The organism is Sphingobium estronivorans, from assembly GCF_008692605.1.
In the GTDB taxonomy this organism is placed as follows: Bacteria; Pseudomonadota; Alphaproteobacteria; order Sphingomonadales; family Sphingomonadaceae; genus Sphingobium; species Sphingobium estronivorans.
On the sequence record NZ_LFCT01000018.1, the window covers coordinates 44,228 to 69,228 of the forward strand.

At 60.5% G+C, this 25,001-nt stretch carries 19 protein-coding genes; 10 read left to right on the top strand and 9 right to left on the bottom strand.

What is annotated here, in order from left to right; translation table 11 throughout:
* Positions 1 to 5 precede the first annotated feature (5 nt).
* The 7 genes from F7P65_RS13425 to F7P65_RS22035 form a co-directional block, all read right to left on the bottom strand.
* Positions 6 to 1,475, bottom strand: coding sequence for a 3-hydroxyacyl-CoA dehydrogenase (locus F7P65_RS13425; RefSeq protein ID WP_150292514.1), 1,470 nt, complete (start codon positions 1,473 to 1,475; stop codon positions 6 to 8).
* A gap of 68 nt (positions 1,476 to 1,543) precedes the next feature.
* On the bottom strand, positions 1,544 to 2,356 hold the full coding sequence (locus F7P65_RS13430) for an aldolase/citrate lyase family protein (protein WP_150292516.1): 813 nt from the start codon (positions 2,354 to 2,356) through the stop codon (positions 1,544 to 1,546).
* 2 nt (positions 2,357 to 2,358) lie between these two features.
* Positions 2,359 to 3,213, bottom strand: a complete 855-nt coding sequence (locus F7P65_RS13435) for an HTD2 family dehydratase (RefSeq protein ID WP_150292517.1) — start codon at positions 3,211 to 3,213, stop codon at positions 2,359 to 2,361.
* A 3-nt stretch (positions 3,214 to 3,216) separates the two neighbouring features.
* Positions 3,217 to 4,812, bottom strand: a complete 1,596-nt coding sequence (locus tag F7P65_RS13440; RefSeq protein WP_150292519.1) for an acyl-CoA dehydrogenase family protein — start codon at positions 4,810 to 4,812, stop codon at positions 3,217 to 3,219.
* A complete protein-coding gene (locus F7P65_RS13445) occupies positions 4,812 to 6,029 on the bottom strand; it encodes an acetyl-CoA C-acetyltransferase (RefSeq protein WP_150292521.1) in 1,218 nt (405 codons plus the stop codon). The genes F7P65_RS13440 and F7P65_RS13445 overlap by 1 nt, the downstream gene beginning before the upstream one ends.
* Positions 6,026 to 7,225, bottom strand: coding sequence for a CoA transferase (locus tag F7P65_RS13450; RefSeq protein ID WP_150292523.1), 1,200 nt, complete (start codon positions 7,223 to 7,225; stop codon positions 6,026 to 6,028). The genes F7P65_RS13445 and F7P65_RS13450 overlap by 4 nt, the downstream gene beginning before the upstream one ends.
* 278 nt (positions 7,226 to 7,503) lie before the next feature.
* A complete protein-coding gene (locus F7P65_RS22035; protein WP_162854613.1) occupies positions 7,504 to 7,647 on the bottom strand; it encodes a hypothetical protein in 144 nt (47 codons plus the stop codon).
* Positions 7,648 to 7,776: 129 nt separating this feature from the next.
* Between F7P65_RS22035 and F7P65_RS13455 the strand changes: the two genes are divergently transcribed.
* The 3 genes from F7P65_RS13455 (at position 7,777) to F7P65_RS13465 (ending at position 11,989) form a co-directional block, all read left to right on the top strand.
* Positions 7,777 to 8,679 carry an IclR family transcriptional regulator gene (locus F7P65_RS13455; RefSeq protein ID WP_205452060.1) on the top strand — a complete coding sequence of 301 codons (903 nt, stop codon included), beginning with the start codon at positions 7,777 to 7,779 and terminating at the stop codon, positions 8,677 to 8,679.
* A gap of 459 nt (positions 8,680 to 9,138) precedes the next feature.
* Complete coding sequence (locus F7P65_RS13460) at positions 9,139 to 11,361, top strand: TonB-dependent receptor (RefSeq protein ID WP_150292527.1); 2,223 nt, start codon at positions 9,139 to 9,141, stop codon at positions 11,359 to 11,361.
* A 112-nt stretch (positions 11,362 to 11,473) separates the two neighbouring features.
* Positions 11,474 to 11,989 (top strand): hypothetical protein, encoded by a 516-nt coding sequence (locus tag F7P65_RS13465; protein ID WP_150292529.1) that lies wholly within the window; start codon positions 11,474 to 11,476, stop codon positions 11,987 to 11,989.
* A 49-nt stretch (positions 11,990 to 12,038) separates the two neighbouring features.
* On the opposite strand, the gene F7P65_RS13470 is transcribed toward F7P65_RS13465, so the two are convergent.
* Together F7P65_RS13470 and F7P65_RS13475 are read right to left on the bottom strand one after the other, a co-directional pair.
* Positions 12,039 to 12,344: a putative quinol monooxygenase gene (locus F7P65_RS13470; protein WP_162854615.1), complete on the bottom strand. Its 306-nt coding sequence runs from the start codon at positions 12,342 to 12,344 to the stop codon at positions 12,039 to 12,041.
* A 47-nt stretch (positions 12,345 to 12,391) separates the two neighbouring features.
* Positions 12,392 to 13,414: a DMT family transporter gene (locus F7P65_RS13475; protein WP_205452061.1), complete on the bottom strand. Its 1,023-nt coding sequence runs from the start codon at positions 13,412 to 13,414 to the stop codon at positions 12,392 to 12,394.
* 232 nt (positions 13,415 to 13,646) lie between these two features.
* Between F7P65_RS13475 and F7P65_RS13480 the strand changes: the two genes are divergently transcribed.
* The 7 genes from F7P65_RS13480 (at position 13,647) to F7P65_RS13510 (ending at position 24,978) form a co-directional block, all read left to right on the top strand.
* On the top strand, positions 13,647 to 14,813 hold the full coding sequence (locus F7P65_RS13480) for an LLM class flavin-dependent oxidoreductase (RefSeq protein WP_150292534.1): 1,167 nt from the start codon (positions 13,647 to 13,649) through the stop codon (positions 14,811 to 14,813).
* 416 nt (positions 14,814 to 15,229) lie between these two features.
* Positions 15,230 to 17,452: a TonB-dependent receptor gene (locus tag F7P65_RS13485; protein WP_150292536.1), complete on the top strand. Its 2,223-nt coding sequence runs from the start codon at positions 15,230 to 15,232 to the stop codon at positions 17,450 to 17,452.
* A 285-nt stretch (positions 17,453 to 17,737) separates the two neighbouring features.
* Positions 17,738 to 19,414, top strand: a complete 1,677-nt coding sequence (locus tag F7P65_RS13490; protein WP_162854616.1) for an AMP-binding protein — start codon at positions 17,738 to 17,740, stop codon at positions 19,412 to 19,414.
* Positions 19,415 to 19,497: 83 nt separating this feature from the next.
* Positions 19,498 to 20,433 carry an SDR family NAD(P)-dependent oxidoreductase gene (locus tag F7P65_RS13495; RefSeq protein ID WP_150292540.1) on the top strand — a complete coding sequence of 312 codons (936 nt, stop codon included), beginning with the start codon at positions 19,498 to 19,500 and terminating at the stop codon, positions 20,431 to 20,433.
* 686 nt (positions 20,434 to 21,119) lie between these two features.
* Positions 21,120 to 22,052, top strand: coding sequence for a LysR family transcriptional regulator (locus tag F7P65_RS13500; RefSeq protein ID WP_150292542.1), 933 nt, complete (start codon positions 21,120 to 21,122; stop codon positions 22,050 to 22,052).
* Between the two features lie 85 nt (positions 22,053 to 22,137).
* Positions 22,138 to 22,653 carry a (2Fe-2S)-binding protein gene (locus tag F7P65_RS13505; RefSeq protein WP_150292544.1) on the top strand — a complete coding sequence of 172 codons (516 nt, stop codon included), beginning with the start codon at positions 22,138 to 22,140 and terminating at the stop codon, positions 22,651 to 22,653.
* Between the two features lie 3 nt (positions 22,654 to 22,656).
* Positions 22,657 to 24,978, top strand: a complete 2,322-nt coding sequence (locus F7P65_RS13510; RefSeq protein WP_150292546.1) for a xanthine dehydrogenase family protein molybdopterin-binding subunit — start codon at positions 22,657 to 22,659, stop codon at positions 24,976 to 24,978.
* Positions 24,979 to 25,001: the final 23 nt, after the last annotated feature.

Here is a 25,001-nt window from a genome sequence, read left to right on the forward strand (position 1 = left end):
GGGCCTCATTTGGGTGTATGTGCCGACAGGCCGAGCAGGGCGCGGCGTCGGAGCCATAGGCTGGGACGATAACGGTCGGAGCCGGTGATCGCCTGCAACTGGACGAGAATGGCGTGGCATGTGGCCACGCCCAGCTTTTCCGCCCATTCCAGCGGGCCGAGGGGGTAGTTCTGGGCCAGCTTCATGGCGGTGTCGATATCTGCGGGACTGCCGACGCCGATCTGCGCGAGTTCGCAACCGAGATTGGCCACCATCGCCAGAATGCGCTGGAGCACGAATCCGGGCGAATCCTGAATGATTTCGACCGTGAAACCATGTCCGCGCAGCCATTGCGCAACCTGTTCCGCTTTCGGTGACCCTCCGATGGCGCTCATGACAGTCAGATGCTTTCGCTCGACCGCGGTAAAATCCACCGCGACAGTGTTCGCGGGATCGAGGTCGAGCCGGTGGCAGATCGTCGCGCAATCCTCGCCCACCGGTGCGACAAGATTGACGTCGGCGCCTTCGACAAGCTTCGTCGCCGCGCGCAAGTCTTCCCAGACAGGCGCATTTCCGATCAGCCTGGGGCGAAGTTCTGCCCCGCCAGCGGCCCGGTCGATCGGCGCCTCCGTGCGGCCTTCGCCATAGTCGAAAAAGCCCTGCCCGCTCTTGCGGCCGAAATTTCCGGCCGCGGCGAGAAGGGCATGCTGCGTTGTCGTCCGCAGCCGCTGATCGTGCTGATAGCCTTCGTAGATGAACTGGGTCACCGGATAGTTGACGTCGATTCCCGTCAGGTCCATCAACTCGAAGGGTCCCATCCGGAAGCTGGCGCCATCGCGCATGATGCGGTCTATCATGGCAAAGTCGGCCACCCCTTCCTGAGCGATGGCAAGCGCTTCCGTCGTATAGGCCCGTCCCTGCAGATTCACCAGAAAGCCGGGGCCGTCCTTCACGGTAACGGGCACCTTGCCGAGCCTGAGCGAAAGGCGGTGGGCCGCTTCGCCCACCTCGCTGCTTGTCCCCGGGGCGATGACCACTTCCACCAGTTTCATCAGCGGCACGGGATTGAAGAAATGCATTCCGCAAACCCGCTGCCTGTTGCGGCATTTCGCGGCAATCGCCGCAACCGACAGGGACGAGGTATTGGTCGCCAATATGCATTGCGCACTGACAATATTTTCCAGATCGCTGAACAGGGCCTGCTTGGGCTCGAGGCGCTCTATGATGGCTTCGATCACTACATCGCAGGAGGCGAGGTCAGTGAGATCGGTCGATGTGCTGAGCCGATAATGAATGGCATCCAGTCGTTCGCGCGGAATGGTGCCCTTTTCGACCAGCCGCGCGATCCGGTTGTGTATGTCCTGCACAGCGCGGTCCAGCGCGCCTTGATCCTTGTCGATCAGGACGACCGACATGTCACTGGTGAGGCCGATCTGGGCAATGCCCGATCCCATCGGACCGGCTCCAACAACGCCCATCGCGTTTATATCGTCCATTGAATCAAAGCCTTTCTTCTTAAGTCAGGCTACCGCCGCGGGTAACCGAACTTTGCATTTGCCTGCATTTAGACGATCCTGCGCGCCCAGTTGAGCATGGCGACATCGACCATCTTTCCATCGATCATGCCAACACCGTCGATGCTGGCATTGAGATATTGTCGGGCAAGATTCCGGTCTTCGTCGTTCACGTCGAAAGCATGACCGATCGCGGCCAGTTGGCTGGGGTGGATTGCAGCCTTGGCATGGAATCCCAGAGCTGCGGAAGCGGCGCATTCGCGCGCCAGTCCCGCCTCGTCACCCACATCAAAAAACGGTGAATCAAGCGCTGCCAGCCCGCCTGCGGCGGCAGCGTTGACCAAGGCGGCGCGAGCAAAATCCGACCGTAGAGCGGACACCCTCATGCCAAGGTCGGCGGCATAGTCTGCCGCGCCGAACATCAACGCCGCCAACCGGGGCGAGGCCTCTGAAATTTCCTTGAGTCCCGCGATACCCCGCGCAGTTTCGACCAGTGCGACTATGCGCGAAGGACTCCTGCATTCGTCGAGCAATCGACCCAGAAGAGCAATCTCCGCGCCAGCCTCAGCCTTTGGCATCACGATATAATCCGGCGCTGCCGAAATTTCCCCCGACAGGGCCAGCAAATCCTTCAAACCCGGGCGGCTGGACGCGGGATTGATGCGAACCGCGATGCTGGCCCCCGCCGCAGCCCCTGGGGTGCCCAGATATTCGCAGACCGCAGCGCGAGCCGCATCCTTCTGATCAGGCGCGACGGCGTCCTCCAGATCAAGGATAACGGCTTGGGTTCCGGAACCCGCAGCCTTGGCGAAACGATCGGGACGATTTCCGGGAACAAATAGCCAGGATCGGGAGAATGCCATGGTCAGTTCCGCATCGTTGCCGTTGCGGCCATGATCTGGCGGCCGTCACTTGCCAGAGCCATGAGTTCCAGGCCTGCCTCCCCCTCTCTCAGCGCGAGATGAAGGGCCTCGCCACAGATTGCCGGCGATATCGCGCGAAAGGAAAAGCGTGAGAGCGGCTGCTCGCCAAATGTGCGCCGGGCAAGGTCCAGCAGAAGGGTCGCGGTCAGTGGCCCATGGACCACCAGACCGCGATAGCCTTCCTGGGCGGTCGCATAGGGCAGGTCATAATGAATCCGGTGGCTGTTGAATGTCAGGGCCGAAAAACGGAACAGCAGCGGCTCGGATGGGATGAGGGTGCGTGTGGCGCTCCAGCCGTCGAGTCCTTTCAGCTCAGGCCCCGGCGGCGGCACTGTGGGCGCCCCTTCGGGGGCCGCCTCGCGATAGACGATCGACTGCACCTCGCGCACCGTGACCCGTTCTTCGGAGATGGTTTCATGCTCGACCTCCAGAAAGACCAGCGGTCCTGAACCACCCTGCTTTGGCGTGATCGCCTTCAAGCGGGAGCGGCGCTCGACCGTCCCGCCGATGCGCAACGGATGGAGGAATTCGACCTTGCTCGACGCCCACATCCTCCGGGGCAGGGGGACGGGCGGCAGGAAGCTGGAGGAGGATGGATCGCGGCGGGGATGGCCGTCTTCGCCCAGATCAGCCGTTGCAGCGTCAGGCAGGCCAAGGCACCAGTGATAACCCTGCGGAACCGTGCCGTCGGCAGCGGCCACCCGATCGAGCGTCGCGCACCAGCGCGTCACCGCTGCCATGTCGATCCTGTCTTCGCGCACTTCTTCCCGGCCTAGCCATGCAGCCCATTGCGTCATGTTTCAGTTCCTCCCGCCGACAAGGCCTTTGGCAATGACCTGCGCCTGAATTTCGGCGGCGCCCTCGAAAATGTTGAGGATGCGGGCGTCGTACAGCACGCGGCTGATTTCGAACTCCATGGCATAGCCATTGCCGCCGTGGATCTGGAGCGCCGCATCAGCGTTCGACCATGCCGCGCGCGCGCCGAGCAGCTTGGCCATGCCCGCCTCGATATCGCAGCGTTTGCCCGAATCCTTGGCGCGCGCGGCCTCGTAAGTCAGCTCGCGCGTCAGCACCATGTCGACCACGCTCATCGCCAGCTTGTCGGCGACGCGCGGGAAGTGGACGATCGCCTTGCCGAACTGCTTGCGGTTCAACGCATAGTCGAGCCCCAGCTCCAGCGCGCGCCGGGCCACGCCCACGGCGCGGGCGGCGGTCTGGATACGCGCGCCCTCGAATGTGCGCATCAGCTGCTTGAAGCCCAGTCCTTCCTCGCCGCCCAGCAGCGCATCGGCAGGCGCGTGCATGCCGTCGAACGACAGCGCATATTCACGCATGCCGCGATAGCCGAGCACCTCGATCTCGCTGCCGGCCATGCCATCGGCGGGGAAGGGGTCGTCTTCGGTGCCGCGCGGCTTGGGCACCAGCAGCATCGACAGGCCGGCATAGCCCTTCGCATCGGGCAGGGTGCGGGTGAGCATGGTCATCAGGTCCGACCGGCTGGCGTGGGTGATCCACGTCTTGGCCCCCTCGATCACCCATTCGCCGTTCCTATCCTGCCGTGCGCGCGTGGTCAGGCTGCCAAGGTCGGAGCCGACATCGGGCTCGGTGAACACGGCGGTCGGCAATATTTCGCCACTGGCGATCAGGGGCAGCCAATGCGCCTTCTGGGCGTCCGTTCCGCCCAGCACGATCAGTTCGCCTGCGATTTCCGAACGCGTGCCGAGCGAGCCGGTGCCGATCCACCCGCGCGACAGCTCCTCCGTGACGAGGCACATGACCAGCTTGCCGAGGCCCAGCCCGCCGAACTCCTCCGGGATGCAGACGCCGAAGGTGCCGAGTTCGGCCATGTGCCGCACCGTCTCGTCGGGGATCAGCGCATTGGCCAGATGCCATTGGTGGGCATTGGGGATGATTTCGGTATCGGTGAACCGACGATACTGGTCGCGGATCGCGTCAAGATCGCTGTCGTGGAAGGTCTCGGACGGCCAATGGCCTTCAGCCAACATGGCCGCGACTTCGGCGCGCAGCGTCGCAAGATCGCCGTGGATCACGCCGAGCGAAGCCTCGCGAAGCGCGGACGCCGCTTCGCCAAGGTCCAGATCGCCGGGACGGAAAATCTCGTTCTGGCCCATCGGCAGGCCGCCGATCAGTTGCGAGACGGTTTCGGCGAAAGCGAGATGCGCAATCTTTTCGTCTAGCGGGTTGGCCTTGCCATTTGCCGCGAGCCAGCCATGGATCGCCTCCAGCGCGGCAACCGATGTCGCGACCCAGGCGAAGCCATGCGCGGCGCGCTGTTCGGCATCGATGCTGCGGGCCTCAAGTCGTTTGCGCAACGCCGAGAGGGCCGCTTCGCGATAGGCGCGCGCGCCCTCCAGAGTCTTTGCCAGTTCCGCCATCACGCTGCCCTTTCGAAAATCGCGGCAAGGCCCTGTCCGCCACCGATGCACATCGTTTCCAGGCCATAGCGCGCATCGCGGCGCTGCATCTCGCGCGCGAGATTGGCGAGTATGCGTCCGCCGGTCGCTCCGATCGGATGGCCCAGCGAAATGCCCGAGCCATTGACGTTGAGTATGTCGTTGCGGCTGTCATCCTCGCTCCAGCCCCAGCCCTTGAGCACGGCGAGCACCTGCGGCGCGAAGGCTTCATTGAGTTCGATCACGCCCAGATCATCCCAGCCAAGCCCCGTGCGGCGAAACAGCCTTTCGACCGCCGGGACCGGGCCGATGCCCATGCGGCTCGGTTCGCAACCGGCCGCCGCCCAGCCATGGAACCAGGCAATGGGTTCCAGCCCAAGTTCATCGAGCTTGTCCTCTGCCACCACCAGGCAGGCGGCCGCTGCGTCATTCTGTTGGCTGGCGTTGCCCGCCGTCACCACGCCGCCTTCGATGGGCCGGAGCGCGCCGAGCGTTTCCACGCTGGCATCGGCGCGATACCCCTCGTCATGATCGAATGTCACAGGCTCGCCGCGCCGCTGCGGCACAGGCACGGGGACGAGTTCATCGGCGAACAGACCATTGGCCCAGGCGGCGGTGGCGCGCTGGTGGCTGCGCACGGCATAGGCGTCGCACTGATCGCGGGTGATGCCATAGTCTTTGGCGCAATTTTCGGCCGTCTCGATCATGCCGCTGATGACGCCGAAACGCGCGATCGGCTGGCTCATCACCCGGCCGCGCGTCAGCCGGTCATGCAGGTCGAGGCCGCCGGACTTGACGCCCTTGCGGATCTGGGTGGTGTAATGTTCGACATTCGACATCGATTCAACGCCGCCCGCCAGCACCACGTCGGAGGCGCCGGTCTGCACCATCATGGCGGCGTCGATGACCGCCTGAAGCCCGGAACCGCAGCGGCGGTCAAGCTGGTAACCCGGAACCTCGATCGGATAACCCGCCGCCAGCCATGACCATCGGCCGATGGCGGGCGCTTCGCCATTGCCATAGCCCTGGGCGAAGACGACGTCATCGACCCGTCCGGGATCGATGCCCGTCCGCTCGACCAGCGCCTTGATGATCACCGCGCCAAGGTCTCCGGCGGCGATGGTGGACAGCGCGCCGCCGAACTTGCCGACGGCGGTGCGGATGGGTGCGACGATTGCGGCACGACGAAGCTGGGTCATTGGCTTGTTCCTACGATTCCGGCGTCAATGAGACGGGCGATGGTGCCCGAGGGGAGATTGAGGCGCTGGCTGAGCACTTCCACGCTATGCTGGCCGTTGCGCGGGGCGGAGCTGGGCGCGCCGCGCTCCTGCTGCGGCACCGAAGCGAAGGTGCCCGCGGCGGGATAGATGAGCTTGCTGGGATTGGGCGCCGCGCCGAATATGGGATTGTCACCGACCAGCGCGGGGTCGTTCACAGCTTCCAGCATGGTGCGATAGGCGGAATGCACCACGCCGGCAGCATCCAAAGCGGCGGCAAGATCGGCATGGTTGCGCGCGGCGATGGCTTGGTCGAAAATCGGAAACAGCGCGTCGCGATGGGCAAAACGAAGGCCATCGTCCTTCGCGAAGGACACACCTCGTTCGGCTTCGACGTTTGCCACTGCCTCACCGATACCCAGCGCCGCGACAAGATTTGCCCACTGACGCGGCGTGACCACGACGATCATGGTCCGCTTGCCATCAGCGGTGACGAAATCGCGCCCGAACAGGCCATAGACGGCATTGCCGAGGCGCGGGCGGTTGGCGTCCTCATAGATCATCTCGGCAACGCCGCCGAGATTGGCGACCGTGCCGATGGCGACGTCCGACAAGGGTATCCGTATTTCGCACCCTGAACCGTCCGCCTCGCGCCGCCTGATCGCCGCCAAGAGCGCGAAGGCGGCGTAAGCGCCCGTCAGCAGATCCCACGCGGGGAGCACATGATTCACCGGCTCGGGTCCCGGTCCGGTCATCATCGGATAGCCCACGGCATTGTTCACCGTATAATCCAGCGCGGGCGAGCCATCGGGCCAGCCCATCACGCGCACGGTGATGAGGTTGGGGCGGCCTTCAGCCAATGTCTGGTGGGAGAGAAAGCCCTCGGATGGGAAATTGGTGATGAACTGGCCCGTTGCGCGCACAAGTTCCTGCAACAATTCGCGCCCCTCCGGCTTGCCCAGATCGAGGGCGACGGATTTCTTCGCGCGATTGAGATTCTCCCAATAGAGGGAATCATTGTTGTCAGTCACCGGCCAGCGGCGAAAATCAGGTCCGCCACCAATCTGGTCGACCCGGATCACCTCCGCGCCCATCTGTGCGCAATAAAGACCGGCCGAAGGCGACGCAACGAATGACGATGCCTCTATTATCGACAGATCAGAGATTAAATTATACATGAATATCTCTTTTACGAAATTCTGGATGCTGAAAACGTCGTCCCTCGAAACGCCAATATTGGGCGGCGTCAAATCATGGGTGGTAGGAGATCAGAGCATCCCTGCTTCGACAATTCGGCGCCGATGAAACTGGGGGGTAGGCATTACCCGAACTGGTAATCGCTTCGCCGGTCGCCGCAATCCTAGCACGCAAGGATGGCTCTGTCGCAAAAGTGCGTCTGCTGCAGTATGAGGATGGCGTCTGTGCGAATCGATAGGGAGGGTGTGTCCAAGGGGCGTCATTTTGAAGCATCGCTCATCTTGTCGTGCGTGCGGTGGTGCCTGAATCTACGGTCCAACTCTTTGGGATTTGAAGGAAAATCCGCAGTAACCGGCGCTTTCGGCCCGTGGCAGGGCGAAAAAACGCCGAAGGTCATGCGCATGATAAGTTCCTCTGGACGATCTTCGGTGGATCATATATAAGACACGTGTTCTGCATATAATATCTGTCAGACCCATCAGGAGCTGTCAATTTGATTGTTCAACCTACTGCCCCTTCGCCCGCACCCGCGGTGACGAGTGTCGTCAAGATTTTGGGACTTTTGCTGGAGGAATCTCCTCGCTGGCTGAACGCTTCGGAGATCGCGCGTCGGTGCGATTTGTCGAAAGCGAGCACGCACCGGTTCCTGCTCGCCCTTTTGGCAGGGCATTTCGTCATGCGAAATCCGGAAGACCTGACTTACACACTGGGATCGGCCCTGATTGCGCTCGGCGCAGCTTCGGCTGGCGAGGGGCCTGTCCTCCAACTGGTGCGCAATGCTCTGAACGAGCTGGCCAATGAGACCGGGATGAACGCCGAGGCATTTCAGGTGATGCCCGATGCTCAGGTCATCTGCATTGCCACTTGCGCAGGTCCTGGGCCGGTCGCCATCAACCGTTCCGTCGGATCGAGACTGCCTCATCTCCCGCTGGTCAACCTTCTGCAGATCGCGTGGAGCGGCAAAGCCGGATCACAGGGGCAGGGCTTTCGGAATGGAGGCAGGGTTCCCGAGGAATTCACCCCTGAGCTGGAGGAGGATATCCGCTGGGTCCGTTCTCATGGATATACCTGGGCGATATCAGCGGGTGACAATGCAAGCGCGAATCTCGACCAGATCAAGGGTTGGCTCCAGGAAGCCGGATCGCAGGGCATAGGGCGATCGTCGGAACAGGGACGGGAAGCGCAGCTCGACGAAATTCTGAAATTCACAGAAGCGAGAAAGACGACCACCGCCACGCGTGTCTACCAGGTCCCGACCCTTGGCATTGCCGCGCCGATCTTCGACATCAACGGCGAGACCCAGCTGCAACTTTGCGTCATATCTTTGCTCGCGCAGGTTCAGCCCAACGGCTTGCCCCATATTGGGGAAATCGTGAAGAAGAAGGCGGATAAGCTTACCGAGGTGCTGGGCGGAAGAATGCCCAGAGCGCTGTGACCCCCATCGATAGTCATCTGGCGTTGCCCAAACCGGGCGTAAGCGATTTCTGGCGCTGATTACACTGTCCGGTCAACCATTCTCGGTACGAAGCTCAACCCGTTCGCTCAACCCCCGCCGCTGCCCATGAAGCGGCGACGGGGGAGAGCCATGCCGCGGCGCGGTGCCTGAGATGTTTGTCCCAGGCAAAAAACTTTCTGCGCTCTCCGTGATGATCAGATCCAGCCTCGAAATTCCACTTCTCCAGCAATCCGGGCAGATGAATATCGCTCAAGATCACCTCGGCGGACCATAAACACATAAGCTGATGTCGGTCACGCATTGGCAGCCTGGAACACTATAGCTGAGCATTCTCGACGCTCATTCGCACCCCTTCAATCGCGGGGCGCTTGGGCACAGAGCCTCAAGAGCAATTCGCGAGGTAACCACCAGGAAAACTGGTAACAGGGGGGAGGCAATATGCAGGGGTCAAAGAGTTTGATGCGCTTAGGTGTGAGCGCTTTGCCGATAGTCTTGACATGCATGGCGGCGTCGCCTGCGGTCGCGGAAGAAAACGCCCTGGTTCGGGCGGGTGCATCGGAAAAATCCTCTGATTCCGCTCGCGGCAAAGCTCCGATTGCGTTGGAGGACATTGTAGTGACGGCCCGCAGACGGGCAGAATCCCTGCAGACCGTCCCGTTGTCGGTCACGGCGATTTCGGCCGAGGCGCTCGTCGCTGCAGGCGTCAAGAATATCATCGACCTGCAATTTCACACGCCCGAACTGACGGTCGTTGGAGGGGGAGGAAGCCGGAACCAGGTAACCTACGCGATGCGCGGGCAAACCCAGGCTTATGGGGGCGCGTTGCCCGGCGTTGCTTCCTATTTTGCGGATATGCCGATCATTAATCAGGGGAGTCCGCCCTTCCTCGATCTTCAGAATGTTCAGGTATTGAAAGGGCCGCAGGGGACGCTATTCGGTCGCAACACCACCGGTGGGGCGGTGCTCTTCGCGCCGCAGCGGCCAACCAGCGAACTGGATGGCTACGTCATGCTCAAAGCGGGAAACTACAATCTAAGGCACGCTGAAGGTGCGGTGAACATTCCGATTGTTCCTGATGTTCTGGCCGTGCGGTTCGCGGGCCAGAGGATCAAGCGCGACGGCTACACGCTGAATCTCACAACCGGCAAGCATCGCGACAACGTCAACAGCTACGCCTATCGCGGCAGTGTGCTTTTCACGCCAGCCGGGGGCTTTTCCGATTATCTGGTGGTGGATGGTTCCGGAGCGGACGATAGCGGCGGAACGTTCATGATGAACGCGGTGCGGCCCAATTCGATCGTCGCCCTCGTCTACCCGGATATCGTGCAATATGTGCAAACCCAAAATGCGCGTGGGCCACGCATCATAGAATCCGACGTCACGACATCCAACAGGCAACATCAGCTGATCGTGGTCAATACCGCCACGTATGAATTTACGCCGAACTTCTCCCTAAGGGATATTTTCGGATATCAGCGCTTCAGCCAGAAGTTTGTCACGGATCAGGATGGAAGTCCGTTCAATATTCTGTGGTTTCCTTTGCAGATGCATACCAAGCTGATTACAAATGAATTTCAGGCCTTCGGAACGGCGTTCGATGGCAAGCTCAATCTGATCACCGGCTTTTATTACGAGAAATCGTCGCCGTCCGGAGCGAATTCATCACAGGCGCGGGTATTCGGTGGACCATTTCCCTCATCGGCTAGCCGCCATGAGACCAGCAAAGCCATTTACGGGCAGGCGACCTATGATCTGGGCGATTTCCTGTCGGGCCTGAAGTTTACCGCTGGTGGCAGATATACGTGGGATTATCGTAAATATGCCGATCTGCTCGCCGGCACGCTGCCCCTGACCGCGCGGTTCACGGCCCCGACCTATAACTTCAGCCTCGACTACCGTATCGATCCCAATCTGTTCGTCTATGCCGCTACACGCCGGGGCTATAAGAGCGGCGGGTTCAATCCCACCTCGCCCGTTCCGGAGCTCGCCAAGTTTCAGCCGGAATATATAACGGACTATGAGGTTGGCGTTAAGGCGGACTGGCGAATTGCCGGCGTGGCGGGCCGGACAAATCTCACCCTCTATACAGGAAGTTATACCGATGTACAGAAATCGCAGACTGTGTCGGTCAATGGAGAGCTTGTCGGCGCGACGTTGAACGCCGCGAAAGGCACAGTGAGAGGCGTGGATTTCGAAACTACGGTCAATCCGACGACCTGGTTGAATCTCTCGGCATTCTACTCCTACACAGATGCCTTCTATAAGAAATTCCCTTCCTCGGAAGGCAATGCCGTAGACTCCGAATTCTCCAACACGCCGAAGACCAAGATTGGATTGACCGGTGAAATCAAGGCCCCCTTGTCCGATAAGGATAGCGCCGTCAGCTTCCGGGCGATTTATTATCATCAGAGTTATCAATATTTGTGGGACCTGAATTTCAACAATCCTGAATCCCGCGCACCAGGCTATGATCTCGTCAATTTGCGGGCCGAATGGTCGCGTATCGGCGGCAAGCCGTTATCGCTCGCTCTCTTCGGTTCCAACATTTTGAACGCAAAATATGTGCAGCAGGGAAATCCGCTGGCCACCGTGTTAGGGTTCAACAGCGTCGCCTATGGCGATCCGCGCATGTATGGAGCCGAACTACGGTTCGAGTTTTGACGGATATGGAAGAGTCCTCCTGAAATATCGGGGGCAATGATGAAGAATGGCCAAGATCTCGCGACCGTGCGGGACCTTGGCCATCGCGAGCCCATTATATAAGGAGACGGACATGTCGACGACCAAGGCGATCGCAACATTGGGCGCCGCGAGCATCCTGATCGCCATTTTCTTCATCCTGACCGGTGCATTCGGTGTACGTGAACATTGGGCTGGATTTCTGTTCCTGTTCCAGTGGAGTATGATGGAAGGCATGAAACTCAATCGATTGCCGCGCTCTGCGCTGGGTGCGCTGACGGGTGTCGCGATTGCTTCGCTGCCGACTTGGTTGACACCGCTGCTTGGCGCCGGTGCAGCCCTGGCCGTAATGCTGTTCGCAGTCTTGGTGGCTGTTTTCCTGCTGATCCGTGGAATGGCCGGAATTGTCATCAATCCAGCGACGATGGCCTTCCTGACCGTGGCGACCATTCCGCAGATCGTCAATTCAACGAAGCCCGCCGAAGTTTTTCTGGGGATCGCCGCGGGCGTTATCATTTTCGGTGGTCTGGCGACTATACAGGCAATTATACAGACGGCCCTTGCGGGGCGAAAGGCAAAGGCCGCCAAAACTTGTGCAACGCCAAGTTAGGCGACTTTACGAGCCGAACACGCAGGATCTATCTGTTTCGTTCCCGTGCTCAGCCAACGGGGTGTACTTGACAGACCGGCTCAAGATAGCGTGCCAAGAGCGGCGTGCTGAGAGCAGCCATCACATTTGAGAATGCTTCACGCCCCAGCACCTTTCCGGAAGCTTCGTGATCGGCGAGAGACCGCCAACGTTCGATGAATATGAATGTTTCAGTAGCTTTTGGATCCTGGAAAATCTGTAGCTCCACACATCCATCCATTGCGCTCACTTTCTGCGCTAGCAAGACCAACGCCGATTTCAGATCGTCTTCTCGGCCGCTGATGGCGGTCATCTGGTAGTGCCGAATTATCGCCATCGATTTCTCCTGATCCATCCAAAACCTTAGCTGAAAATAAACGGGTCCTATGCCTTGCCGTCCAACGCGAGCCGCCGCTCGTGCAGCGTGATGAACAGGGTGGAGGCGACAATGATTACCGCGCCGCCCAGCGTCCAGGGGCCGGGCACCTCGTGATATAGCCAGTAGCCGGCGACCGCACCGAAGAGCAGCCGGCTGTAGTCCATCGAGCCCATGATGGCGGCGTCGCCCAGCTGGATTCCCTTCACGAAGAAGGCCTGCTGAACGGTGGCGAGCACCCCAAGCAGCGTTAGCAGAGCCAAATCCACTCCATGAGGCCAGCGCCAGACGAGAAGCGCCGGCGGCAGCGTGAAGAGCACGCCCAGCGCGGCGCCCCAGACCAGAATCACCGTCGGCGAATGATCCCGGGTCAACAGCTTCAGGTTGACGACCGTCATCGCCAGCAGGAAAGCGGAGGCCAGCATCGCCAAGGTCGGCGCGTCTATGGTGAAGTGCAGGCCCTCGGCCGGGCGGATCATCATCAGTACGCCGCCGAAGCCGGCGAACAATGCCACGATCCGCATGACGCCCACCCGCTCGCGTACCACGATGGCCGCCAGCGGTACGAGCCACAGGGCGCGGGTGAAGGACAAGGCGTTGGCCTCTGCCAGGGACATTTTCTGGAAGCCGTAGAAGGACAGCCCCAGCGCTGCAGTCCCGAAGCCGGAAAGGAGGCACAGGACCCAGGGGCGGCTGGCGGTGAAGGCCGCCGACCCCCGCTTCAGGATGAGGGGCATCAGCACGAGGAAGCTGGCGAGTTGACGGTAGAAAGTCTGCACCGGCGCGGGAAAGCTGGTCCCCAGATAGCGCACCAGCACCATCAGGACGGTGAAGACCAGGGCGGAGGCCAACATCCAGGTCGCGCCCCGAAGGTTCGAGGTCAAGGGCAGGGCCTGTTTCGGGGGCGCCGCAGTCAGCGCCGTCGCAGGACCTCTGGCGACAGGCGCTTCGCCGGTCAGGGGGTTGGCGATAGCTTCCAGTCCCTCATTCAGCCGACCATGCTGCTCCTCATCCATGCCCATTATACGCATAATCCGCCCGCCCCTCTTCATCGAACTCTAAAATTCTGCCAAGATTAGGCAGCCATTTTTTTCGCGGAAGAGGGGCGCCCGCATGCCGCCATGTCTTTCGCGCCTTTGCTAATTGCCGGGCGGCAGGCGACGCTAGCTCAGTTTTAGGGCAGCTATCTTGCCTCGAGAGTGGAATTCCTCGAGAGTCGGGATGTTCAGCGCTTTGGGAGAGCATTCGGTGGATAAAAGAAAGATGCAGATGAAATTTGGCGCGATGATGCCGCCGTGGCATGCGCCGGGTCAGAATCCGACCCGTGCCCTGCATCATGATCTCGAGTTGATCCAGCATCTGGATCGACTTGGTTATGATGAGGTTTGGATCGGAGAGCATCATTCGGGCGGATATGAAATTATCGGTTCGCCGGAAGTTTTCATCGCCACGGCAGCCGAGCGGACGCAGCATATCAAGCTTGGGGCCGGGGTGGCATCGCTCCCTTATCATCATCCCCTGATATTGGCGGACAGGATGGTTCTGCTTGACCATCTGACGCGCGGTCGCGCCATGCTGGGCATGGGGCCGGGATCGCTCGTGACCGACTCGCGCATGATGGGCATGGACTATTCGCAGCAGCGCCGGCGGATGGAAGAGGGGGTCGCCGCGATCACCCATCTTCTGCGCAACGACGAACCGCTGACGATGGAGACGGACTGGTTCCGGCTTGAGAATGCGCGACTGCAACTTTCGCCCTATACCAAGCCTTGTTTCGAGTTGACCGTCGCCGCCGTGCGCTCGCCGACCGGGCCGCGCCTGGCAGGGCAATATGGAACCGGCCTGCTCGGCGTTTCCGCCACCGACGATCTGGGAGGCTTCGACTATTTGAGCGATACCTGGAGCGTCGTCGAAGAGTCCGCCGCCGTGTCGGGGCAGAAGGTGGATCGCAGTTCGTGGCGTCTGGTGGCGCCGATGCATCTGGCGCCGACCGTCGATCAGGCGATCGAGGAGATGAAGTACGGTTACGCCAATGAATTGCGTTTTTCCTCGACCGGACCGTTCCGCGCCCCAGGCGCGAAGGATATTGAAGAGGTCCTGGCAACGACGGATCACGAAACCCTTTGCCGGCAGGCCAATGACAGCGGCTATGCGGTGTATGGAACGCCGGAAATGGCCAAGGCGCAGATCGAACGGCTTTGGAACAAGTCCGGAGGCTTTGGAACATTGTGCCTTCTGTTGACGGAAGTGGCCGATCCGGCCGCGACCGTGCGCTCGCTCGAATTGTTCGCGCGGGAAGTCATGCCGGAGTTTCAAGGTTCGCTGCACCGTCCCCAGGCCGCCTGGGACGATCTGTACGGTGACAGGGACAAAGTTTCCTCGGAATTTCGTGGTGCTCAAGATAAAATGATCCAGCAATATCGCAAATAAGATAGGTGGATCGACAAATATTGAACCAGTGAAGGGGAAAATCCCCTGAAACGGGTTGGTCGCGCCCCGGGTACTCATGCTCGGGACGGACAAGTCCATAGCAGATGATCTCTCAATGCCCTCATGGCGGACTCGCCATGAGGGCATCTTCCTGTTGCGCTATCCATGATCTCCTTCATGTAGAAATATTGTTCCGTCAGGCGGGAACGTCGTTCAAAGTTTCATGGAGAGAAATAAAACGCATATGCCGATGTCGGTCACGCATTTGCTGCCTGAAATATTATAGCTGAGCATCCTCTATATTATTCGCATCCCTTCAATACAGGGACGCCCGGGCATGAAACCTCGGGAGGGATTCACGAGCCGAAATGACCGGGCAGGACGCGATAACAAGATAACAGGAGAGGGGATTCACTATGCAGTTTTCCAGAGGTCTGAAGTGCCTGGGTGCAAGCGCTTTGCCGTTAGTCTTGATCTACTCGGCGGCAACGCCGGCTTTTGCGGAGGAAACCCCACAGGCACGTGCGGCGGCGCCGGAAGGAACTCACACTCATGACCCGGGCAAGGCTCCGATTGAGTTGGAGGACATCGTAGTGACGGCCCGCAGACGTGCTGAATCCCTTCAGTCTGTTCCGGTGTCGGTCACGGCGATTTCAGGTCAAACGCTTGCCGCCGAAGGTGTGAGGAATGTTATCGACCTGCAATTTCACACGCCGGGGCTGACAACCGTCGGGGCGGGGGGTAGCCGTACCCAGACAAATTTCGCGATGCGCGGCCAAACACAGACATATGGCGGCGCATTTGCAGGCGTCGCTTCCTATTTCGCCGATATACCGATCATCAGCCAAGCGACCGCGTCGTTCCTGGATCTTCAGAACGTCCAGGTGTTGAAGGGGCCGCAGGGAACGCTGTTCGGTCGCAACACCACCGGGGGCGCGGTCCTGTTCGCTCCGCAGCGGCCCACCAGCGAATTTGGCGGCTATGCCATGGCGAAACTGGGGGATTACAATCTCAGACATGCCGAAGGCGCGCTGAACGTTCCGATCGTTCCCGATGTGCTGGCGGTGCGCCTCAACGCTCAGAGGATCAAGCGGGATGGCTACACGCTCAACCTCACGGATGGCACATATCGCGACAACGTCAACAGCCAGGCCTATCGCGGCAGTGTGCTTTTCACTCCATCCGGGGGTTTTTCGAATTATCTGGTCGTGGAATATTCGAGAGTGAACGACAGCGGCGGGTCGTTCATGATGAATGCGGTGCGGCCCAATTCCCTCGTCGCCCAGATTTACCCGGATACATTGCAATATGTTCAGACGCAGAATGCTCGCGGTCCGCGTGTGATCGAGTCTGATGTCAATACATTCAACAAGAGCAAACAGCTCGTCATTGTCAATGAAACCACCTATCAGGTCTCGTCTGACTTCTCCTTGAAAAATATTTTCGGCCATCAACGGTTCGATCAGAATTTCGTTACCGATCAGGATGGCAGTTCGTTCAATATTCTGTGGTTTCCGCAATCCGTGCATACCAAGCTCGTGACGGATGAGTTTCAGCTGTCCGGCAAGGCGCTGAATGGCAACCTCTCCTTCATTGGAGGGCTATATTATGAGCAATTGTCGCCGACCGGCATCACTGCGATACATGCGCAGATATTCGGCAACCCCAACGGTGTCGCGTCGAACCAGCGCCGCGACGGCAGCAAGGCCATATATGGACAGGCAACCTATGATCTGAGCGGTATCCTGCCCGGCCTGAAGTTTACCGCCGGTGGCCGGTACACTTGGGATATCCGAAAGCTCGACCTGCTTGACGGAACGCCGGACCTGACCGCGAAATTCAAGGCTCCCACCTATAATTTCAGCCTGGATTATCGTATCGATCCCGGCGTTCTGGTCTATCTCGCCACGCGTCGCGGCTATAAGAGCGGTGGCTTCAACGCCCATGCGCCCACGCCGGAGCTTACCGCCTTTCAGCCGGAATATATAACGGATTATGAGGCGGGCCTGAAAGCGGATTGGCATTTCCAGGGCATGGCGGGCCGAACGAACATCAGTGTATATACCGGAAATTACAGCGATATTCAGAAGAATGAGGCTATTCCGGTCAATGGCCAGCTTTTGACAGCGACGTTGAACGCTGCAAGCGGCACGATCAGGGGCGCGGATTTCGAAACGAGCATTCGCCCCACATCCTGGCTGAATCTGTCGGCTTTCTATTCCTACACGGACGCCTTCTACAAATCCTTTCCCTCGCCGGAGGGGGATGCGACAGCATCGGAATTCGCCAATACACCCAAGACCAAGCTCGGAGCAACGGCCGAGATCACGGCTCCTTTGGCTGATGACTATGGCAGTCTGAGTTTCCGGGCGAGCTATTATCACCAGAGTCATCAATATTTTTGGGACCTGAATTTCAACAATCCCGAATCGCGCGCGCCCGGCTATAATCTAGTGAATTTGCGGGCCGAATGGTCGAATATTGGCGGCAAGCCGTTGTCCGTCGCCTTCTTTGGCACCAATATATTCAACACCAAGTACATGCAGCAGGGTAATCCGCTGGCGGCTGCTCTTGGGTTCAACAGCGTCGCCTATGGCGATCCGCGCATGTATGGCGCTGAACTGCGGTTCGATTTTTGACGGGAGACGGAAGAGCGCCCTGAAGGTCGAGGGCGGCGATGAGGTGAGCGAGGGGCCCGCGCGATCGTGCGGGACCCTGGCCCTGGTCATCGGGGCGCGGCGTCCATGGCCAGGGGAGTTCAAACTGGTCCGATGCGGGTTGCGCATTGGGACCGGCGGATTAGCTATGGAAGCATCGGCCCGGCGGCGGTAGCTTGCCAGCCGGTGGACGACGATCGGGACGTTTCCGGCGATCCGCCTCATCCACCGATGACAATAAGTTCAGAGGGACAACAAATACCGGCCATGCGTAAAGACGCTCTCGATCCACGGTCGCGCGCCTCCAAGGAGGTTACGCTCACGCAAATCCGGGAGGACCGGGAACGGCTTCGGCTGCGCTGGCATGCTGAAGGTTTCTATGGAAAGGAAACCATCGGCGATATTCTGCGGATCGGCGCGCAAACCTATCCCGACGCGAAGCGCCACTTCTACTCCGCCGAAAGGCCGGAGCGCGTGTTCACCTTGCACGAAAGCTACCATCTGAGCCTGACCTATGCCGCCCGTTTGCAGGCGTTGGGCATCGGGCCGGGGGACGTCGTCGCGGTCCAGATGCCCAACTGGTGGGAAGCCGTGATCCTGAGCCAGGCGATCATCATGGTGGGCGCGGTTCTGTTGCCCATCATACCCATTTATGGGACGGGCGACCTGCAATATATTCTGGCGACCGCCAGGGCGAAGATGTTGATCGTACCCCAGCGGACACGCAATATCGACTTTCTGGAACGCTTGGAATCGCTCGGCTCCTTGCCTGATCTGGAACATATCCTGATTGTCGGCGAGGAAGTCCGTCGCGGGGCCATGAACTGGGATCAATTCCTCGCCATCGAGCCGCCGCCATTGGGAACGGTCGATATTTCCCCTGACAGCATTTGCCTGTTGATGTTCACATCGGGAACGACATCTGCGCCCAAGGGCGTCAGACATACCCACAATACGCTGATCGCAGAGACGAAGACCTTTCCTCTTTACCGTCCCGCCGATCCGGAGAACCCGCTATTCCTGTCGGCGGGGCCTTTCGGCCATATCGGCAGCGCGCTGGAACTGATCAGGGGATCGTTGACGGGAAACAGCAATGTCACGCGCGACCGGTGGGATGCGCAGGCCTGTCTGGACCTGATCACCCGGCTCAAACCATGCACCAGCAACGGTGTGCCGTTTTTCATGCTCACCCTGTTCGATCTTGTGGACAAGGGCCTTGGCGACATCAGCAGCCTGAAATATTTCACAATGGGCGGCACGTCGATCAGCCCTTCGCAAATATTGCGACTTGAAGAAGCCGGGATTATGGGCCTGCGGACTTACGGGGCCACGGAAATGCCGACGATCTGCGCGGGCCGCAAGGAAGACCCGATCGGGAAGCGCGCCTATACCGAGGGCCGGCTTCTGCCGGGTGTCGAGGTTCGCATCGTGGATGACGAAGATAATGACGTCGCGGATGGAACATCCGGCGAGTTGCTGGTGCGCGGGCCGGATCTCTTCGTGGGCTATCTCGATGAGACGCTGGATCTCGACGCTTTCCTGCCCGGCGGATGGTTCCGCACGGGCGACATCGTCGTGCGGGACGGGGAGGGATATCTCACCATCGTTGACCGGAAGAAGGACATCATCATCAGGGGTGGTGAAAATCTTTCTTCGAAGGAGATTGAAGATGCCCTGTGCGGCCATCCCGCGATCTCGGAAGCCGCTGCGATCGGCATGCCTGACCCCTTATATGGCGAAAAGGTCTGCGCCTTTGTCTCCTTGCGTGCTGGCCAATCCATAAGCCTTGCGGCGGTGCAGGCCCATTTTGCCGAACTTGGGCTGGCCAAACAGAAAATGCCGGAACAGCTTGAGGTCGTTGAGGATTTTCCCCGCACGCCGCGAGGCAAGGTGAAAAAGACCGACCTGCGGGCTTTGTTGCAGCCACAGGGGCACTCGGCTTGAGACGTGTTGCCTGATAATCCCGAATCCCCTTTGATGGGCGCGTCCCTGACGGATTTGGCCTTACAGATTTGGAGAATGACCCCGTGACACCCAAGCTTCGCCTCGAAAACAAGGTTGCCGTCGTGACAGGCGCCGGCCGCGGGATCGGTCGTGCGGAAGCTTTGCTCCTTGCGGCCAATGGCGCGAAGGTGGTCGTCAACGATCTGGGCGGAGCGCCGACCGGCGGAGGCGGCGACAGGTCGTTCGCGGACCATGTCGTGAGCGAAATCATCGCCGCCGGCGGCGTGGCGGTGGCCGAAACCTCCAGCATCGCCAGCATGCAGGGGGGGCAGGCGGTGATCGACGCCGCGCTCGACAATTTTGGACGACTGGATATTCTGATCAACAATGCCGGGATTCTTCGGCCTTCCAAGGTCCAGGACCTGTCGGAAGAAGATTGGGACATTGTGCATGACGTCAATCTGAAAGGCTATTTCGCGACGATCCGCGCTGCGGCCCGCATATTCATCGAACAGCGCACGGGCGGCGTCATAGTCAATACAAGTTCGGCGTCAGGTCTTGGTCATTATGGCATGTCGGCATACAGCGCCGCCAAGGAGGGGGTCATAGGTCTGACGCGTTCGGTCGCGCGGGACCTTGGGCAATTCGGCGTTCGTTGCAACGCCGTTCGTCCCTCTTCGTCGATCACCAATATGAAATTGCCGCTGCTGCAACAGCTGATGGCCGAATCCGTGGAATTGGGAATGTCGGGAATCTGGAATCGCACGACCAAGTCGGTGATTCCGTCCCGGCCAGAGCATGCGGCCGCCCTGGCCGTCTGGCTGTGTACCGACGCCACCGCCCATGTGAGCGGACGCGAATTCTACGTGCAGGGCGGCGAAATCGGGCTCTTCCCGGAGGTCGAAGTGATGCGGTCAACATTCAATCCAGAGGGATGGGATCTTGATAGTCTGGACGATCCGGGCATCGCCGCGCATTTGGTGGGCGACATCAAGAATCGCTGTGTACGGGCACCGTAAGAAAAACGCTCGTCTTTGCGCTGCCCGTCGAGTCGACTGCTATGCTGCTCAAGCGCGGAGCAGTAGGCGCTGGCTAGGTGCGCCATCCGCCCGCTTGCTCGATCGCGGAACGGCCCTCCTCGCTGGCTTCGATAGCGGCAGCGACGCCCGGCTGGGCCTGCAATTGTACGCCATCGATCCGTGATCCGTGCCGTCAAGGCTATTCCGACAGCCGCGTCCATGAGCAGCGGCTGCGCGCCTGTGCGCCCATTAAAGCGAAGGACCGGGAACAAAGCGCAGGACGAGTTGACACCCGCCCATATCTCTGCGAAATTGGACCAATAGCGGAACATAAAGACCGTATATGAGACAATAGGAGCAGGAGCATGGGCATATGCGCATGAATTTTCATGCCTTTCCCTCGCGCCATCGCTGGACCGGCGGCAAGTCGGCCCGCCCGACCTCTACCGGCCAGCGCGCCTCTATATTCGCGGTAACGCTTGATAGTTTCGGCTTCGACAAAGCCCGGTGGATATCGTTCCGACGGTTCGATTTCGTGGGTCGGAGAGGGTGGCGAGTCAGCCTCCCGGGCAAGGCGAGATGGGAAGAAATATCGGCGTTTGAAAGGGTTTAGCTGCAGGGAGCAGGGTAAGCGGGGCGGTATCGCCGCGTTCATCCGGGCTCAGAGTAAATGGAACGGTGCAGTCATGAGGTTAGATTTTGATCGAGTCCTGAAGTTCGCCGTCGTCGCCCAGGAATTATCTTTTACGCGGGCTGCCGACCGGTTGTGTACGGACCAGCCGTGGTTATCGCGTCAGATCATGCAGTTGGAAGGCCGGCTTGGGTTTGCGCTGTTCAAGCGGGAAGCCAGCCGCATCTATCTGACGCCGGATGGCGAGGAATTCCTGGCCTATGCTGAAAAGCTGGCCGAGATCAGTGAGTCCACCACACGTAAGGCAGAGGAGATGCAACGTCGGCGCAGGTTGAATCTGCGGATCGGTGTGGCGCGTTTCACCTACTGGTTTCAGGCGAGAAACATTCTTCTGGAGGAATATAAGGCCGTCCGATCGGGCGTGAACCTGGACCTCACCGCCACGGAGACGACCGAGGGCGTGCTGGACATGTTGCGCAGCTGGACCGTCGACGTCGGTCTTGTGATGGGTCCCGTCGGTGAAGCGGATATGGAAGAATTGTGCATTGAACGCGGCCACACGACATTGTCGATCCCGGAAGAAGATCCCCTGGCGGCGGCTGAATCGGTAGCGCTCTCGGATCTGCGCGGTCGCAGGGTCGCGGTCACGCCGGTATCGAATGAGGCCCGGCGCGACTTTATCTACGGATGGGTCGATAGGGTGGGCGCCATATCCGTGATGGTCCCTGAAGGACATGCGTTCATGGCCGATGCTGCCGAGCGCGAAAGGTTGTTCTTCATCAACCTGGCGCCCGGCGAGAAGAATCCTCCGCGCTTTGTGCGGCGTCCCATTCACGGGCCGAAGCCGCGCGCCAATCTCTATCTGGTCAAGCGCAAGGGCATAACATCCCCGGCGATGGATCGCCTCTGGCGTCTTGGAGAGGAGCTGGCGACGCAAAAAGAGGAGGAGTATCGCGTGGCTGATCGGGTGCTTCAGCTGGCGTCGTGAACTGGGGATGCGTTGTCGATATGAAGTTGCCGCTACCGCAACAGCAGATGGCTGAAACCTTCGAATTGGGAATAGGTTGGATTTGATGGTTACGATCGTCGTCAACGGCGCCGAAACTCCGGTCAAGTCGTCGCCGGACACGCCCCTGCTTCATGTTCTGCGCAACGAGCTGGGCCTGACTGGACCGCAGTTCGGCTGCGGCCTTGCGCAGTGCGGCGCCTGTTCGGTCCTGTTGGGAGACGAGGAGGTTCGTTCCTGTGTCCTTCCGCTGGCTGAGGCGGTCGGCAAGGCAATCACTACCCTGGAGGGCTTGCCCGGTCGATGGGCGCGCAGCCGTGGCGCGCCCAGCCATGGTGAGTCGCCCCTGCATCCCGTTCAGCAGGCCTGGATCGAGGAACAGACGCCGCTTTGCGGATTCTGTCAGAGCGGCATGATGATCAAGGCCACGGAGCTTCTGGAACATACGCCCGAGCCAACCACTGCGCAGATCAAGGAGGCGTTCACGACATCCGGCCCCTCGCCGCACCTGTGCCGCTGCGGCAGCTACACCGCCATAATCGAGGCTGTGCATCGCGCTTCGGCCATCATGCGAGAGGGCTGACTGATGCCCGTACCACCTGCTGATAGTGCCCGCCTGCCGGTGCTCACCCGCCGCAAACTTCTGCAGGGCGGGGGCGTCCTGATGGTGGGCGTCGCACTGTACCGCCTGCAGACGGCTGGCCCGGTTGGCCGCTCGCTGAATCCGGCGATGCTGAACTCCTGGATCGAGATCCGCCCGGACAACACCGTCCTGTTGCGCACCGGGAACAGTGATTTCGGTCAGGGCACGGTGTTCACCGCCTACCGCCAAATTGTCGCGGAAGAACTGAACATGTCGATCGAGGCGATCACCACGATCGTCACGGGCGATACGGACCGGACGCCCGATGGCGGCGGCTCCTACGGATTCCTGGAGGCCGGATCGCCGAACGTCCGCAAGGCCGCCGCCTACACATATCAGGCGCTGTTGGACCTCGGCGCCGAGCGGCTGGGTGTGCCACGCGAGAAGCTCGTGGGCGAAGACGGCGCCTTTTCGGTGGGAGGCAGGAGAGTCACCTATGGCGATCTGGTCAAGGGACGCGACTTGACGCTGACCATTTCTGTCCAGGAGCGCTGGCCCGCGGGAATGAGGATCGTCGGGGACCCGCCGACCAAGCCGGTCAGCCAGTATAAGATCATCGGCAAGTCCATCGACAACAGCGCCATAAAGTCGAAAGTCTCGGCCACCGAGCAATGGGTCACCGATGTCCGGCTTCCGGAAATGTGGCATGCGCGGATCGTCCGACCGGCGACGCTGGGTTCGAAGCTGGTCTCGGCCGGCGCAGTGGACTCGAAGGCTTTTCCCACCGCAAGGATTGTCGTGAAGGGCGATCTGGTCGCCGTCGTCTCGCCCGACGAATGGGAAGCGAGTCAGGCCGCGTTGCAGGTCACTGGCGACACCAAATGGACGGAATGGCAGGGACTGCCGACCAATGCCGGTCTCTATGAGACGTTGCGCAAGGCCGATTGGGCTTCGACGCCAGTGCAACAGGGAAAGAACAGCAAGGAGGGCATCCGTCCGCTGCTGGACGGCGCCGCCCGGACCCTGAAGGCGACCTATCAGGTGCCCTATATGAAACACGCGCCGATCGGGCCTACCATGGCGGTCGCGGATGTGCGCGACGATGTCACCACGGTCTACACCCATACGCAGAACGCGCAGATGTTGCGCCGGCAGATCGCGCAGATGCTTGGCGTAGGGCTGGACGAAGTGGTCATCCGCACTTTCGCCGGGCCGGGCCATTATGGACGCTCCAATGGCGGGAATGCGGGGGCCGAGGACGAGGCCGTGATCCTCTCGAAGGAGCTGGGCCGGCCGGTCCGCGTCCAGTGGACGCGTGCGGAGGATATGCAATGGTCGACCCAGTCGCCCGCCGCCTTCTCCGACATCGAGATCGGCCTTGACGCGAAGGGCCGGATGATCGCCTTTCAGGTCGATCACCATATGCCGGCGATGAACGACAATCGGCTCATCGGCGCGGTGCTCGCGGGTCTGCCGACGCTCCCGCCGCCGACCGAGAAGCCGCCTGTGTACGGTAAGTCCACGCTGAACCTCCTGTGGGACCGCTGGACCTATGAGGGCACGACCGAGATCATGGAGCGGGCGCACGGCACGCGCCAGATCGGGCAGGACGCCTCGCCCCTGGCCATCGGCCTGCGCGACCACAGCATGCGTTCGCCCGGCCAGTTCCAGCAGAATTTCGCGCGCGAACTGGCGATCAGCGAAGCGGCCGCCCTTGCCGGTGCCGATCCTCTGGAGTTCCGCATCCGGCACGCGACCGATCCGCGTGTCGTCGGCGTCCTGGAGGCGGTTCGTGACGCCTCCGGATGGCAGCCTCGCCCGTCGCCAGCCCCTGACCATGCCTCGGACGGCGAGAGGCCGGTGCGCGGTCGTGGGGTGTCGATGCTGTACCGGCTGGACAGTTATTGGGCCAGCGTCTGCGAGGTTTCGCTTGTCCCTTCGACGGGCGTCGTCACGGTGGAACGCTGCGTCGTGGCGGTCGATCCCGGCATCGTCATCAATCCCAAGCAACTCCAGCGTCAGGTCGAAGGCGGCGTGACCATGGGGCTCAGCCAGGCGCTGAAGGAAGAGGTGATGTTCGACCAGAGCGGCGTCACCGCCACCGACTGGGCCGGATATCCGATCCTGACCATGGCGGAGATGCCGGAGATAAAGGTCGTGCTTCTCAATCGGCCGGAAGTCGGCTGCTATGGCGGGGGATCGGAAGGCGGGAATGTTCTGGCGGCCCCCGCAATCGCCGCCGCGATCCATGACGCCACGGGCAAGATCCTGCGGCGTTTTCCCTTCACGCCGGCGAATGTGCTGCCCGTTCTGGGAAGCGGATGAAGAACGTCGGGAAGGACAGTCTC

Coding starts and splice junctions, on each gene's coding strand:
- F7P65_RS13505 (WP_150292544.1), top strand. CDS start 22,138: ATGGTTACGATCGTCGTCAACGGCGCCGAAACTCCGGTCAAGTCGTCG.
- F7P65_RS22035 (WP_162854613.1), bottom strand. CDS start 7,647: ATGCGCATGACCTTCGGCGTTTTTTCGCCCTGCCACGGGCCGAAAGCG.
- F7P65_RS13475 (WP_205452061.1), bottom strand. CDS start 13,414: ATGCGTATAATGGGCATGGATGAGGAGCAGCATGGTCGGCTGAATGAG.
- F7P65_RS13490 (WP_162854616.1), top strand. CDS start 17,738: ATGCGTAAAGACGCTCTCGATCCACGGTCGCGCGCCTCCAAGGAGGTT.
- F7P65_RS13465 (WP_150292529.1), top strand. CDS start 11,474: ATGTCGACGACCAAGGCGATCGCAACATTGGGCGCCGCGAGCATCCTG.
- F7P65_RS13460 (WP_150292527.1), top strand. CDS start 9,139: ATGCAGGGGTCAAAGAGTTTGATGCGCTTAGGTGTGAGCGCTTTGCCG.
- F7P65_RS13430 (WP_150292516.1), bottom strand. CDS start 2,356: ATGGCATTCTCCCGATCCTGGCTATTTGTTCCCGGAAATCGTCCCGAT.
- F7P65_RS13440 (WP_150292519.1), bottom strand. CDS start 4,812: ATGGCGGAACTGGCAAAGACTCTGGAGGGCGCGCGCGCCTATCGCGAA.
- F7P65_RS13425 (WP_150292514.1), bottom strand. CDS start 1,475: ATGGACGATATAAACGCGATGGGCGTTGTTGGAGCCGGTCCGATGGGA.
- F7P65_RS13485 (WP_150292536.1), top strand. CDS start 15,230: ATGCAGTTTTCCAGAGGTCTGAAGTGCCTGGGTGCAAGCGCTTTGCCG.
- F7P65_RS13510 (WP_150292546.1), top strand. CDS start 22,657: ATGCCCGTACCACCTGCTGATAGTGCCCGCCTGCCGGTGCTCACCCGC.
- F7P65_RS13500 (WP_150292542.1), top strand. CDS start 21,120: ATGAGGTTAGATTTTGATCGAGTCCTGAAGTTCGCCGTCGTCGCCCAG.
- F7P65_RS13450 (WP_150292523.1), bottom strand. CDS start 7,225: ATGTATAATTTAATCTCTGATCTGTCGATAATAGAGGCATCGTCATTC.
- F7P65_RS13445 (WP_150292521.1), bottom strand. CDS start 6,029: ATGACCCAGCTTCGTCGTGCCGCAATCGTCGCACCCATCCGCACCGCC.
- F7P65_RS13480 (WP_150292534.1), top strand. CDS start 13,647: ATGCAGATGAAATTTGGCGCGATGATGCCGCCGTGGCATGCGCCGGGT.
- F7P65_RS13470 (WP_162854615.1), bottom strand. CDS start 12,344: ATGGCGATAATTCGGCACTACCAGATGACCGCCATCAGCGGCCGAGAA.
- F7P65_RS13435 (WP_150292517.1), bottom strand. CDS start 3,213: ATGACGCAATGGGCTGCATGGCTAGGCCGGGAAGAAGTGCGCGAAGAC.